The organism is Psychrobacter glacincola (genome assembly GCF_904846215.1).
Classification (GTDB): domain Bacteria; phylum Pseudomonadota; class Gammaproteobacteria; order Pseudomonadales; family Moraxellaceae; genus Psychrobacter; species Psychrobacter glacincola.
In genome coordinates, this window is the sequence record NZ_CAJGZK010000034.1 from 1 (window position 1) to 15,110 (window position 15,110).

The following is a 15,110-nucleotide window of genomic DNA, read 5'->3' on the forward strand; positions in this document are numbered from 1 at the left end:
CAATCCAATTACAAGACGGAACAGAGATGGTCATGCCTGGCGATAACGTTGAGATGGGCGTAGAGCTTATCCACCCAATCGCTATGGACAAAGGTCTTCGCTTTGCTATTCGTGAAGGCGGCCGTACTGTAGGCGCTGGTGTTGTTGCTACTGTTCACGCATAAACAGCATATTAGATAGTAACGCTAGCAGAGCAATCTGCTAGCGTTATCTAAAAAGCCGTTCTCTTGGTTGAGAACGGCTTTTTTGTGTAAACTGTTAAGTAATCAAATGCTTATGTATATACAGTCAGTGAAAAGTAATATCGACACATTATATACGGCTGGTATTAATTTTTGCTTGCTTGCTTGCTTGCTTGCTTGCTATGCCTATCCATACAGAGGCTGCAAAAAATTTATACCAATAGTAGCGCGTCTTTTGTAGGTTATTTTGACTACCACTAAGTAATTGCCAACATTAATGCTAATTGCTGTAAATTATTTCTGATATTCTTCGTTTTTATGTCTAACTAGACCACCAACTAATATTAACCAGATAAAATATTGTCTTAAAACTTGCATTATCATTAAAACCTTGTATAATTATCAGCCTTAACACCCCTAGGCGATTGGCTCAATTGGTAGAGCATCGGTCTCCAAAACCGAGGGTTGTAGGTTCGAGTCCTACATCGCCTGCCATCTTCTTATCACATCTTTGTCACACCCCACCATCTCCGAAGTGAGTTCTCTATGAGCAATAATCAAGATAACCTCGAGACTAAGTTATCTGATGCCAAGGCAGTTGCTGGTGGAATGCTGTCCAAAGGTCAGCATGTTTCAGCCGGCAATCAAACGACTGCTGTTGAGATTGCTAAGACGGGTTCAGTAAAAGATGTGATTTTGTGGCTACTTGCTGCAGTTGTTTTAATTGGTGCAACGTTAGTTAATCAATATCTGCCTGGCTATTGGCAACCTGCCAATGATCTTTGGGTACGTATTGGTATTATTGTTGCCCTTTTTGTGTTTGCCCTGTTATGTCTTGCAATGACGAATCAGGGCCGTGCATTTAAAACTTTATTGAAAGACGCTGCTGTAGAACTACGCCGCGTTACATGGCCTGGCAAAGATGAAACCTTCCAATATACATGGCAAACGATTGTCATGATTGCAGTTGTTGGTTTATTGGTTTGGCTATTAGATAACTTTTTTAATTGGTTCGTTGGTATATTTATTGGTTAATGGCGCGTATTAGCGACTGTTTGCCCAAATTTATGGATAACGACTTACTTACAATGATCAGGAGCGTGATATGCGTTGGTATATTGTCCAAGCATTTTCAGGATATGAAAAGCAAGTACAGCGTTCATTAACTGATCGTATTAACCGTAGTGAATTCGCTGAGTTTTTCGGTGATGTATTGGTACCTACTGAAGAAGTCGTCGAAATGAAAGACGGCAAAAAGCGTAAAAGTGAGCGTAAGTTCTTTCCAGGATATGTTTTGATCCAGATGGAAATGAATGACAATACTTGGCACATCGTTAAAGATTGCCCACGTATTATGGGCTTTATCGGTGGTACGCCTGAAACGCCAGCGCCTATTACACAAGTAGAAGCCGATCGCATTTTAAATCGTCTCAATCAAACTGAGGCTGACCCACGTCCTAAGACGCTATTTGAGCCGGGCGAAGAGTTGTTGGTCATCGATGGTCCATTTACTGACTTTAAAGGGTTGGTTGAAAAAGTGGATTACGAGAAGTCTAAGCTACATTTGACGGTAAACGTATTTAATCGACCGACTCAGGTCGAGCTTGAATTTAGTAAAGTTGAGAAGCTAGACTAAAGCAGTAAAACATTCATTAACCGGGGAGCTGTTAGTCAATTAGGTATATATACAAGATTGATTTGGCGCTATTACCCATTTAGGAGAAAATCATGGCTAAAAAGATTGATGGTTACATCAAACTGCAAGTCCCTGCAGGTAAAGCAAATCCTTCACCACCGATTGGTCCAGCATTGGGTCAAAAAGGCGTGAACATCATGGCGTTCTGTAAAGAATTTAACGCTGCGACCTCAAACCAAGAGCCGGGTCTACCGATTCCTACTGAGATCACGGTATACAGCGATAAATCTTTTACCTTCATCATGAAATCACCACCAGCTGCTTACCTTTTGCGTAAGGCTGCTGGTATTGCTAAAGGTTCTGGTACACCAAACACCGCTAAAGTCGGTAAAGTTAACCGTGCTCAGTTAGAAGACATCGTTAAGACCAAAGATGCAGATTTGACTGCTGCTGATCTTGATGCTGCTGTTCGTACCATCGCTGGTACTGCACGTTCAATGGGTATTACCGTGGAGGGTGTGTAAATGAGTAAACTTACTAAGCGTCAAAAATTAATCGCTGAGCGTGTAGAAAACGAAAAGTTATACACTCTTGAAGAAGCGGTTCAAATTCTAAATGATTTGCCAGCGCTAAAGTTCAAAGAATCAATTGATATCGCAGTAAACTTGGGCGTTGACCCACGTAAATCTGATCAAGTGGTTCGTGGCGCGACCAATTTACCTGCTGGTACCGGTAAAACGAAACGCGTTGCTGTATTTGCTCAAGGCGCTGCTGCTGAAGCCGCCAAAGAAGCGGGTGCTGACATCGTTGGTTTTGAAGACCTAGCTGAATCAATCAAAGCGGGCAACATGGACTTCGATATCGTTATCGCCGCTCCTGATGCTATGCGCGTTGTTGGTCAGTTGGGTACTATCTTAGGCCCACGTGGTCTAATGCCTAACCCTAAAGTCGGTACAGTGACGCCTAACGTTGCTGAAGCGGTTCTTAACGCTAAAGCCGGTCAAGCACAGTACCGTGTAGACAAAGCAGGTATTATCCACACGACTATCGGTCAAGTTGGTTTTACTGCTGAGCAAGTAATACAAAACGCTGAAGCACTCATTACCGATCTGAAACGTGCGAAACCTGCTACTTCTAAAGGTACTTTCATTAAGAGAATTACCTTGTCTAGCACAATGGGTCCTGGTCTAAGTATTGATCCAGTTCCATATCGTACAGCGAAATAATTACATACGACCTTTTATCAAACGATTTTGAATAAAAGGGCAGGATATTTTAAAGAATTAGGTCAGCGTAGCAAACGCTATGCTGTCTAAGACCGTAGGTAGAGAGCGGTTTGATTAAATGAATCATGACTCTTGTAGATCATGATTTATCACATTGAGCTGCTGTTGTTAATCGATGACAGATGAAAATCTTAATTGTCCTACGCAGACGGTGGCCCACCCAGTTGTTGATAAGAGCCGATAGGGCAACCTATCACTTGATGTCATTCTGATAACGGTGCCGTAATCAGTCGTTATGAGTGAGTTTTTTAAATTTGCTCGTAACGTGTCGTATCAAGTCAGTCCACGCTAATCGTTTGAATTATTAAAACTTGGTTTTAAATATTTAAACAATCAGCTGATTGATAAGATTAAAGGAGTCAACTTATGGCATTAACGCTAGAGCAAAAACAACAAGTTGTGGCTGAAGTGTCTGAAGTTGCTGCTAATGCTTACTCAGCAGTAGCTGCCGAATATCACGGTATTGGTGTTGCAAAGCTTACTAAGCTGCGCGAACAAGCCCGTGAAAAAGGCGTCGTTTTGAAAGTGGTAAAAAATACCCTAGCAAAACGTGCGTTTGAAGGCACTAAGTTTGAGAGCATGTCAGACCGCATGACTGGTCCACTACTTTTGGCTTTCTCTATGGAAGATTTGGGATCTGCTGCTCGAGTCATTTTTGACTTCAGCAAAGATCACAAAGCTTTAGAGACCAAATTGGTATCAGTCGGTGGTGTGGTTTATGGTCCAGAAGAGCTAGAGCGCGTATCGAAGCTACCAACTCGCGACGAAGCAATCTCTATCTTGATGGCTACTATGAATGCACCAGTTACCAAGCTTGTTCAAACTATGAACGCTGTTCCTAGTAAGCTTGTTCGCACGGTAGCAGCAATCAAAGACGCAAAAGAAGCGGCATAATTGCTTGTTTTAACGTAATTTTGACATCGCCGATTGCACTTCATTGCCAACACTATTTGAAAATTTGGCAAGCAATCCAAGCGATTTTAAAATCAATTAATTTTTATCAGATAACGGAGAGTTCTCATGGCACTATCTAAAGATGACGTGTTAAACGCAATCAGCGAGATGTCAGTAATGGATATCGTTGAATTAATCAGCGCTATGGAAGAAAAATTCGGCGTAACAGCTGCTGTTGCTGCTGCACCTGCTGCTGCTGGTCCTGCTGCTGCTGCTGCTGAAGAAAAAGACGAGTTTGACGTAGTTCTTGCTAGCTTTGGCGAGAAGAAAGTTGGCGTAATTAAAGCCGTACGTGAAGCGACTGGTCTTGGTCTGAAAGAAGCGAAAGATTTGGTTGAAAGCGCTCCAGCTCCAATCAAAGAAGGCGTTAACAAAGCGGAAGCTGAAGAGTTGAAAAAGAAACTTGAAGAAGCTGGTGCAACTGTTGAACTAAAATAAGCCTTGCTTATCTTAGTGTTGTACAAAAAAAGCTGGTAATGCCTTGCATTGCCAGCTTTTTTTTATTATAATTCGTAGCTTGACCTTTTGTGTCTGCCAACAGTCGTAAGCAACAACACGGTGGATACCCATCAAAAGGACAGACGATATACATGCAAGCACACTTAGTAGTTATTGAAATCAGATAATGTGGCTAAACATCAATAGATGGATGTTTGGCATTTTTTTGTGTCTGCACGTTTCCTATTAACATTATTGCTTATATTGACTCTGAATATTATTATTCATAATTTTTATAACTGTCCTATTTATTACCAATCAAAAACTGTTTAACAAGCTTTCTAGCGTGATTTTACTGTCAGTATATAGGCTCGTAGACGGTAGATATCAGTGACGATATTAATTTTGGCAGTACTAAGTTTGGATGTTAACTTGCTTATAGACAATGCTAGTCGCATTTACATTTAGACAAAGGCATTGTCGCTTAGATGATAAAAGGCACGGTCACTTAGAGGGTAAGAGTGACATATTGCCAACACTTTGAGATTGAATTTCTCGCTCTGGGCAGTCATATACACTGACTGAGATCATGATAATAAGATTGAATTGAATAATAGCTGCTAAGCAAGCACTGATTAGCAAAGCAGTTATTGATACAAAGATTGAACTTTGAATACCCGTTTTATATTGTCGTTTACGTCGCTTAGTTTGCATAGTATTTATGCACGCCAGCCACGATTTTCATTTGTTTCCACGTTTACTGTAAGGACTCTCGATGGCATATTCTTATACTGAAAAAAAGCGTATTCGCAAAAGTTTTGCTGAATTGCCTACTGTGATGGACATTCCCTATTTACTGTCTATTCAAGTAGATTCTTATGAGCAATTTTTGCAAGAGCATAAAAAGCCAAAAGCTCGTGAGAATACTGGCTTGCAAGCTGCATACTCTTCTATTTTCCCAATTGAGAGTCACTCTGGTAACGCAGAGCTACAATTCGTTGAATATTATCTAGGTACACCTGAATTCGATGAGCGTGAGTGTATCTTACGTGGTTCGACATTTGCGGCTCCCATGCGTGTCAAAATTCGCTTAATCATCAAAGATAAAGACAGCAAAGATAAAGACAGTAAAGCGGCTATTAAAGATATCCGTGAGCAAAGCGTCTATATGGGCGAGATGCCACTCATGACCGCTAACGGTACTTTTATTATCAATGGTACTGAACGGGTTATTGTCTCTCAGTTACATCGCTCACCTGGTGTGTTCTTTGACCATGATAAAGGCAAGTCGCATTCAAGTGGTAAGGTGCTTTATAACGCTCGTATCATTCCTTACCGTGGTTCATGGCTTGACTTTGAGTTCGATGCTAAAGACTTGGTTTTTGCTCGTATTGACCGTCGTCGTAAACTACTGGCGTCTATTATTTTACGCGCGTTAGGCTTAAGCACTTCTGAGATCTTAGATTTATTCTTTGAAAAAGTAGCCGTTTATAAAGGCGAAGAGCAGTTTGAGATTGATCTGGTTGCTGATCGTCTGCGCGGCGAGATGGCACAGTTCGATATCGTGACGCCTGCAGGCGACGTGGTTGTTGAGCAAGGTAAGCGTATTAATGCCCGCCGTATCCGTCAGCTTGAAGAAGCGGGTATGACGAAAATATCGATTCCTGATGAATACCTGTATGAGCGTATTTTAGCCGAAGACATCATCGTCAATGATGAAGTGATCGCTCGTGCTAATACGTTAATTGACCATGAATTATTGGTTAAATTGAGTGCGTTTGAAGCCAGTGACTCTATCAAAGAGTTCAGCATTTTATTCACTAACGATATCGATCAAGGCAGTTATATTGCCGATACGCTACGTGCAGATAGCACGTCAAGCCGTGAAGAAGCGTTGGTTGAAATTTATAAAGTCATGCGTCCAGGTGAGCCACCAACGGTTGAAACTGCTGAGAAACTTTTTGACAGCATGTTCTTTAACGCTGACCGTTATGACTTATCGAATGTCGGTCGTATGAAGTTTAACCGCCGTTTAGGTCTTGAATTTGTCGATACCGATGATGCTGATATTCAACGCGCACGTAGCGTATTGACCAATGCCGATATCGTTAACGTTCTAAAAGAGCTGATTGAGATTCGTAATGGTCGCGGCGAAGTTGATGATATTGACCATTTAGGTAACCGCCGTATTCGTTCGGTTGGCGAGATGGCAGAAAATCAATTCCGTGTCGGTCTAGTACGTGTTGAGCGTGCCGTTAAAGAGCGCCTATCATCAGCGGAATCTGATAACTTATCGCCACAAGATTTGATTAACTCAAAACCTGTTGCGGCTGCGGTTAAAGAATTCTTTGGTTCAAGCCAGTTGTCGCAGTTTATGGATCAGAACAATCCATTGTCTGAAGTTACCCATAAACGCCGTGTATCTGCATTAGGACCCGGTGGTTTGACTCGTGAACGTGCAGGCTTTGAAGTACGTGACGTTCATGATACCCATTATGGTCGCGTATGTCCGATTGAAACGCCTGAAGGTCCAAACATTGGTTTGATTAACTCATTAGCGACCTTTGCTAAAACCAACAGCTTTGGCTTCTTAGAGACGCCTTATCGCCGTGTGGTTGATGGTAAAGTAACGGACATTATTGAGTATCTATCAGCGATTGAAGAAGTAGGTACGGTTATTGCACAGGCCGACTCACCAGTGACCGCTGATGGCGCGTTATCTGATGAGATGGTCAGTGTGCGTAGCTATGGTGAATTTGTCCGTATGCCGCCAGAAAAAGTGACGCATATGGATGTGTCACCAAGTCAGGTAGTATCGGTCGCAGCAGGTCTGATTCCATTCCTAGAGCATGATGATGCTAACCGTGCCTTAATGGGCTCGAATATGCAACGTCAGGCGGTTCCTACGCTACGTGCTGATAAGCCGTTAGTAGGTACGGGCATGGAACGCCACGTTGCGCGTGACTCTGGCGTTTGTGTTATCGCTAAGCGTGGCGGTGTAATCGAAGACGTTGATGCCTCACGTATCGTTGTTCGTGTTAACGAAGAAGAGATGATTGCTGGTGAAGCCGGTATTGATATCTATAACTTAGTTAAATATACGCGCTCTAACCAAAATACGTGTATCAACCAACGTATTATTGTTAACCAAGGCGACGAAATTGCTTTAGGTGATATCTTAGCTGATGGTCCTTCAACGGATCTTGGCGAGCTTGCACTCGGTCAGAACATCCGCATCGCATTTATGCCGTGGAATGGTTACAACTTCGAAGATTCTATTCTTTTATCTGAAAAAGTCGTGAAAGAAGATCGTTTCACCACCATTCATATTCAAGAATTGACTTGTGTGGCGCGTGATACCAAGCTAGGTACTGAAGAGATTACTGCTGATATTCCAAACGTTGGTGAAGCCGCTCTATCAAGTCTTGATGAAGCAGGTATCGTTTACATCGGTGCTGAAGTAGATGCTGGTGATATCTTAGTGGGTAAAGTGACGCCAAAAGGTGAGACGCAACTAACGCCAGAAGAGAAATTACTCCGGGCTATCTTTGGTGAAAAAGCCGCTGATGTTAAAGACACGTCTTTACGTGTGCCAACATCAAGCAAGGGTACGGTTATTGACGTCCAAGTCTTTACCCGTGACGGTGTCGAAAAAGATGCACGTGCAAGAGCGATTGAAAAATCACAGCTTGATAGCTATCGCAAAGATTTAAAAGAAGAGCTACGTATCTTTGAAGACGCCGCTCGTGGTCGTATTGGTAATTTGCTTGATGGTCAAAAAGTCAGTGGTGGTTCAGGTCTAAAAGCCGGTACTGTCATGGCATTGGCTGATATGAAAGATATGAGCCTTGAGACCTTGCTTGACATCCAACCTGTTGAAGAAGAAATCTCTGAGCGTTTAACTCAAATCGCTGAGTACTTAGTTGATAAGCAAAAAGACATTGATGTGAAGTTTGCTGAGAAAAAGCGCAAACTGACGTCAGGTGATGACTTACAACATGGCGTACAAAAAATCGTTAAGGTATATCTAGCGGTTAAGCGCCGTATTCAGCCTGGTGATAAAATGGCGGGTCGTCATGGTAACAAAGGTGTGGTATCGCGTATCATGCCAGTCGAAGATATGCCTTATGATGAGCATGGAAATACGGTCGACATCGTACTGAACCCGCTTGGTGTACCATCGCGTATGAATATCGGTCAGGTACTCGAGACGCATCTGGGTATGGCGGCAAAGGGCCTCGGTGAAAAAATTGATGGCATGCTCAAATCACAAGCAGCAATCAAAGATTTACGTGAGTTCTTAGACAAAATCTATAACCAAGTAGGCGGTGAGCAAGTTGATCTTGATAGCCTAACTGATGACGACATCATGGCACTAGCAGATAACTTGCGTGCGGGTGTGCCAATGGGTACCGCAGTATTCGATGGTGCTCATGAGCATCAAGTGAAAGACTTGCTTGAGCTTGCTGGTATGGATCGTGATGGTCAGCAGACGTTATATGATGGTCGTACTGGTCAGAAGTTTGACCGTAAAGTCACGGTCGGCTACATGTATATGCTGAAATTGAACCATTTGGTCGATGACAAAATGCATGCACGTTCAACAGGTTCTTACTCGCTAGTGACGCAGCAGCCGCTAGGTGGTAAAGCTCAGTTCGGTGGTCAGCGCTTTGGTGAGATGGAAGTCTGGGCACTAGAAGCTTATGGCGCGACTTATACCTTGCAAGAGATGCTAACGGTGAAGTCGGATGATGTTGAAGGCCGTACGCGTATGTACAAAAACATCGTCGATGGTGAGCAATATATGGATCCAGGTATGCCTGAATCGTTTAACGTATTGACCAAAGAAATCAAATCACTGGGTATCAATATTGAGTTAAAACAAAGCAACTAAGTATCAGTCATTACACCCTTAGTTGTTCACTGAAAGCAGTACGCTCATTGCTGCTGCTTTTAGTGATTTGTCTCAACCCTATTCATTGCCTTCATTCATCGTAACCGCGCCGCCATGATAATAGTGACAACGCTGTCAGATGATTATAAAGATAACGGAGAAGCAACTTGAAAGATTTACTCGATATCATGCAAAGCCCTACCGGCAACGGTAACCAAGAGTTTGACAGTATTCAAATTACTTTAGCCTCACCTGACGTCATTAAGTCATGGTCACATGGCGAAGTAAAAAAACCTGAAACCATTAACTATCGTACGTTCAAACCTGAGCGCGATGGTCTTTTTTGCGCCAAAATTTTTGGTCCAGTAAAAGATTTTGAATGTTTATGTGGTAAGTATAAGCGCCGTAAGTTCCAAGGCGTTATCTGTGAAAAATGTGGTGTTGAAGTCACTACTGCCAAAGTCCGTCGTGATCGTATGGGTCATATTGACCTAGCCAGTCCTGTTGCGCATATTTGGTTCTTAAAATCATTACCAAGCCGTATCGGTCTATTGCTAGACATGACGCTTCGTGATATCGAACGCGTATTGTATTTTGAAAGCTATATCGTGACTGAGCCAGGTTTGACTTCTTTAGAGAAGTATCAGCTGCTTGATGATGAAGACTATTATAAAGCGCTTGAAGAGTTTGGCGATGAATTCACTGCCAAGATGGGTGCGGAAGCGGTTCAAGACCTTTTAAAAGATATCGATTTAGACTTGGAAATTGATGAGTTGCGTGAAGCTATTCCGCAAACCGGTTCTGAGACTAAGCTCAAAAAGATGTCTAAGCGTCTTAAGTTATTAGAAGCCTTCCGTGATTCTAATAATAAGCCTGAATGGATGGTCATGACCATCTTACCAGTACTGCCACCAGATTTGCGTCCGCTAGTACCACTTGAAGGTGGTCGTTTTGCGACATCAGATTTGAACGATCTATATCGCCGCGTGATTAACCGTAACAACCGTCTAAAGCGTCTGCTTGAGCTTAGCGCTCCTGATATCATCGTACGTAACGAAAAACGTATGTTGCAAGAATCAGTAGATGCCTTGCTTGATAACGGTCGCCGCGGTCGTGCGATTACGGGTAGTAACAAGCGTCCATTGAAATCTTTGGCTGATATGATCAAAGGTAAGCAAGGTCGTTTCCGTCAAAACTTACTAGGTAAACGTGTTGATTATTCTGGTCGTTCGGTGATCGTTGTTGGTCCAACCCTACGTCTACATCAGTGTGGTCTACCGAAGAAAATGGCACTTGAATTGTTCAAGCCGTTTACTTATAACAAGCTGTTATCTCATGGTTTGGCGACGACGATTAAAGCGGCCAAAAAGATGGTAGAGCGTGAAGAGCCACAAGTGTGGGACATGCTGGCCATGGTTATCCGTGAGCATCCAGTACTCCTTAACCGTGCGCCAACCCTTCACCGTTTAGGTCTACAAGCATTTGAGCCAGTACTTATCGAAGGTAAAGCGATTCAGCTTCATCCTCTAGTCTGTACCGCATTCAACGCCGACTTTGATGGTGACCAAATGGCCGTTCACGTGCCATTGACACTAGAAGCTCAGCTTGAATCACGTGCGCTCATGATGTCAACCAATAACATTTTGTCACCTGCGAACGGTGAACCAATCATCGTACCATCACAAGATGTGGTATTGGGTTTGTATTACATCAGCCGCTCGTCAGTGAATGCCAAAGGCGAGGGCATGATTTTTGCCACCGTCAATGAAGCATTGCGTGCGATTGGTTCAAACGATTTACATGTTAACGCCAAAATTAAAGTTCGTGTGACTGAAACGCATATTGATGACGACGGCAATCGTACCAAAGAGACGAGTATCAAAGATACTGTTGCTGGTCGCTTGCTGATTTGGAACATCATGCCTGTTGGTATGTCGTTTGATGAATGTAATGAAGAGATGACGAAGAAGAATATCTCTAAATTGATCAACTCTTGCTACCGTAAAGTGGGCGTAAAAGAAAGTGTGATGTTTGCTGACCAATTGATGTATCTTGGTTTTGCACAAGCGACACTATCTGGTGTGTCTATCGGTATCGATGACATGGTCATTCCGCCAAGTAAAGCACAAATCATCGAAGTAGCTGAAGCTGAAGTCCGTGAAATTGAAGACCAGTTTGAGCAAGGCTTTGTAACCGCTGGTGAGCGTTATAACAAAGTGGTCGATATCTGGTCACGTACCAATGATAAAGTCGCGAAAGCGATGATGGACAACTTAGCGACTGATAAAATCATCAACGCTAAAGGTATCGAGGAAGAGCAGAAGTCATTTAACTCTATCTTTATCATGTCAGATTCTGGTGCTCGTGGTAGTGCCGCACAGATTCGTCAGCTTGCTGGTATGCGTGGTTTGATGGCTAAGCCAGATGGCTCAATCATTGAAACACCGATTAAAGCGAATTTCCGTGAGGGTTTGACCGTACTTCAGTACTTTATCTCAACGCATGGCGCACGTAAAGGTCTAGCAGATACCGCACTAAAAACCGCTAACTCAGGTTACTTGACGCGTCGTTTGGTTGACGTAGCACAAGATTTGGTTATCACCAGTGATGACTGTGGTACTGAGCAAGGCTTGCTCATGAAGCCACATATCCAAGGTGGTGAAATCATTGAGAAGTTGGGTGAGCTGGTACTAGGTCGTGTAACGGCACGTGATGTCACTTATAACGATAATGCTGAAAAAATCTTGATTCCAGCGGGTACGTTGATCGATGAGCATTGGGTTAAGGTTCTTGATAATAACGCAATCGATGATATCTGGGTACGTTCAGTGATTACCTGTGATATCGAACATGGCGTTTGTTCACAGTGTTATGGTCGTGACCTTGCTCGTGGTCATAAAGTGAATATTGGTGAGTCTGTCGGTGTTATGGCAGCGCAGTCTATCGGTGAGCCTGGTACTCAGTTGACCATGCGTACTTTCCACGTTGGTGGCGCGGCAAGTTCTGCTTCTGTGGACAACAGCATTTCAGTCCGTAGTGCTGGTCAAGCGCATTTTGAAAACATGAAGACTGTACAGCATACTGATGGTCATTTGGTTATCGTATCGCGTTCAGCTGAAATCGCCTTGACCGATGAGCTTGGTCGTGAACGTGAGCGTTATAAAGTACCTTATGGTTCAAGCGTGCTTGTGAAACATGAAGACCAAGTGGAAGGCGGTCAAACCATCGCTAAGTGGGATCCGCACACGCATCCTATCATCACAGAATTTGCGGGTACCGCACGTTTCAGTGAAATCACTGATGGCTTGACGGCTACCGTGAAAGTTGATGACGCAACTGGTATGAGCTCGTTTGAGATTCTAGCGACTCGTGACCGTTCAAGCTCAGCAAAAGACTTGCGTCCGGCGATTATCTTGAACACTGACGAAGGTAAAGAAGTGGTTTACTTCTTACCGGCTGAAACCATCATTCGCGTCAGCGATGGTGAAAAAGTAGCAGCAGGTTCAATCTTAGGTCGTGTACCACAAGCATCTTCAGGTACCAAAGATATTACCGGTGGTCTACCACGTGTAGCCGATTTGTTCGAAGCACGTCGTCCAAAAGATCACGCTATCATGGCAGAGATGTCAGGTGTCGTGAGCTTCGGTAAAGAGACCAAAGGTAAAAATCGCTTCATTATTACCAATGAAGATGGCGAGATTCATGAAGAGCTGATCCCGAAATGGCGTCAGATCAACGTTTTCGAAAACGAAACCGTTGCTCGTGGTGAAGTTATTGCCGATGGTCCCCAAAATCCGCATGATATCTTACGTCTAAAAGGACAAACTGCGCTTGCTGACTATATCGTCAACGAAGTACAGGACGTTTATCGTCTGCAGGGCGTAAAAATCAACGACAAGCACATCGAAGTTATTATTCGTCAGATGCTGCGTAAAGTTGAGATTACTGATGGCGGTGATTCAAACCACTTTAAAGGCGATCAGGTAGAATATGCTGATATCAAAGCATTGAATGCTAAGCTGATTGCGGAAGATAAATTCCCAGTACAGTTTGAGCGTCAATTACTTGGTATTACCAAAGCAAGTTTGGCAACCGAAAGCTTTATCTCAGCCGCATCGTTCCAGGAAACGACTCGTGTCCTAACGGCTGCTGCGGTCACTGGTAAAGTGGATGAGCTACGTGGTCTGAAAGAAAACGTAGTCGTTGGTCGCTTAATCCCTGCTGGTACAGGTCTTGCTTATCATAAAGCTCGTAAAGAAAAAGCAGAGCAAAAACTGCAAGATAAAGACTTAAATGCAGCGTTTGATATGTCAGCAACGACTGACAGTAAAGACTTTGCTAGCTTTGATGAAGCATTTGCTCAAGAGCTTAACCAAGGTAATCATTAATTTAAATAACGTTCAGTTATTTGTATAAATAAAAAAGCCAGCCATCGTGCTGGCTTTTTTTGGTCTTGAAACAGTTAAAGATAAAGGTGTAATTTTCTTGGGATATGACGGTATAAAATAGTAAACTGCTATAATAACCTTTATTTAAGCAGTCTCTGCTTTTGGGTAAAGCCTTTAGAATCTATTGTTATAGTCAAAATATTCCAAAAACGCTACGGTACTGCTGGTACAAATTTTTTGCAGCCTCTGTCTGCATGGGCACAGCAAGCAAGAAAAATTGATACCAGCAGTACATCATGTGTCGATATTACTTTTCACTGACTGTATTTATCATTGTCATTCATTATTGTTATCATCAGTATTAACCAAAAAGGATAAGCGCATGGCAGATAAAACTCGTGTTGCCAAATATCAAGCTGACCGCACCAATCAAAAGCTGTATTTTTGCCGTTTGGCCTGTCAAGAAGCTGACAGTACCAATGACAAGCAAGTGTATCAAGCGCATTGTGAAACCGCTATTTTTCATTTATACGGTGCTTTTCTAGCCTTCTTACAAGAGCTTGGTTATTTTTATAATATAACGTTGGCAGCACCAACACTGGCAGACATCGAAGAGGTACTCAGCGAGCGTACTCAAGTATCGCCTGAAATACAGCGCCTAAAGCAGTTGCAACAGCAGGGATTTTTAGCAGATATAGAACATGCCTATCAGCGTTGTTTATATGCCGTGATATCTGAGCATGCAGTGGATAAGGCCGTTGATGGCAAAAAAGAAGTGCCTGATTTGATTGTAAACGTCGTAACATTATCCAATCAATGGTTGCCAGATGATGCGACCATACGTGAATGGCGCCAGCAGTTTTTGGAGCTGATTGAACAGCTGCGTGCTGGTATGGTAGAGTTTTAGTCATCAGCTAAGACATGGATTGCTTTCAAAGCTTCGTTATGAATGCCTATAGTCGATTCATTTTAAAAACGATACAGTGCTGTTGGCTATAAATTTTTTGCAGCCTCTGTCACGCCTGCGAACAGCAAGCAAGAAAAATTGTAGCCAATAGCACGTTATTACAATCGTATCGCTTTTATTTTGAACTGACTATAGTGATTTTATTGATAACTGCTGCTGTTAAGCTGAGTAGAGTAGGAAGTTATATATAATTGAAATATGTGGTGTAATGGACATTATTCATGCTAAAAAGTAGACAGTAGTCGCTAATGGACATAATTCATGCTATTTGAGTGACTTTGAGCCTAAAAAGTCTTTAATAAACCGTAACTTACGATGCTCATTTAGCCCGTGATGACTGTGTAATTGTCGCTTTAGCTCACTGA

The 15,110-nt window shown here is 42.8% G+C and carries 10 protein-coding genes and 1 tRNA gene; all 11 read left to right on the forward strand.

Translation table 11 applies throughout. From position 1 onward, the window contains the following. Positions 1-164: EF-Tu C-terminal domain-related protein (locus JMW90_RS12870; RefSeq protein WP_476705325.1), on the forward strand; the 164-nt coding region annotated here is incomplete at its 5' end. A gap of 437 nt (positions 165-601) precedes the next feature. Next, positions 602-677: transfer RNA gene (locus JMW90_RS12875), tRNA-Trp, on the forward strand. A gap of 51 nt (positions 678-728) precedes the next feature. After that, a complete protein-coding gene (secE, locus tag JMW90_RS12880) occupies positions 729-1,217 on the forward strand; it encodes a preprotein translocase subunit SecE (protein WP_201564656.1) in 489 nt (162 codons plus the stop codon). Positions 1,218-1,287: 70 nt separating this feature from the next. Then, a complete protein-coding gene (gene nusG / locus JMW90_RS12885; RefSeq protein ID WP_201564657.1) occupies positions 1,288-1,818 on the forward strand; it encodes a transcription termination/antitermination protein NusG in 531 nt (176 codons plus the stop codon). Between the two features lie 92 nt (positions 1,819-1,910). Continuing rightward, the gene (rplK, locus tag JMW90_RS12890; RefSeq protein WP_201564658.1) at positions 1,911-2,342 is read left to right on the forward strand and encodes a 50S ribosomal protein L11; all 432 of its coding nucleotides are present in this window, start codon (positions 1,911-1,913) and stop codon (positions 2,340-2,342) included. Continuing rightward, positions 2,343-3,044: a 50S ribosomal protein L1 gene (rplA, locus tag JMW90_RS12895; protein WP_201564660.1), complete on the forward strand. Its 702-nt coding sequence runs from the start codon at positions 2,343-2,345 to the stop codon at positions 3,042-3,044. A 426-nt stretch (positions 3,045-3,470) separates the two neighbouring features. Next, positions 3,471-3,998 (forward strand): 50S ribosomal protein L10, encoded by a 528-nt coding sequence (gene rplJ / locus JMW90_RS12900; protein ID WP_201554839.1) that lies wholly within the window; start codon positions 3,471-3,473, stop codon positions 3,996-3,998. 126 nt (positions 3,999-4,124) lie between these two features. Further along, entirely contained in the window at positions 4,125-4,496 is a 372-nt protein-coding gene (gene rplL, locus JMW90_RS12905) for a 50S ribosomal protein L7/L12 (RefSeq protein ID WP_201564662.1), read from the forward strand. 775 nt (positions 4,497-5,271) lie between these two features. After that, positions 5,272-9,390 carry a DNA-directed RNA polymerase subunit beta gene (gene rpoB, locus JMW90_RS12910; RefSeq protein WP_201564664.1) on the forward strand — a complete coding sequence of 1,373 codons (4,119 nt, stop codon included), beginning with the start codon at positions 5,272-5,274 and terminating at the stop codon, positions 9,388-9,390. Positions 9,391-9,557: 167 nt separating this feature from the next. Beyond that, positions 9,558-13,778, forward strand: a complete 4,221-nt coding sequence (gene rpoC / locus JMW90_RS12915) for a DNA-directed RNA polymerase subunit beta' (RefSeq protein WP_201564666.1) — start codon at positions 9,558-9,560, stop codon at positions 13,776-13,778. Between the two features lie 382 nt (positions 13,779-14,160). Beyond that, positions 14,161-14,685: a DUF6586 family protein gene (locus JMW90_RS12920; RefSeq protein WP_201564668.1), complete on the forward strand. Its 525-nt coding sequence runs from the start codon at positions 14,161-14,163 to the stop codon at positions 14,683-14,685. Positions 14,686-15,110 lie beyond the last annotated feature (425 nt).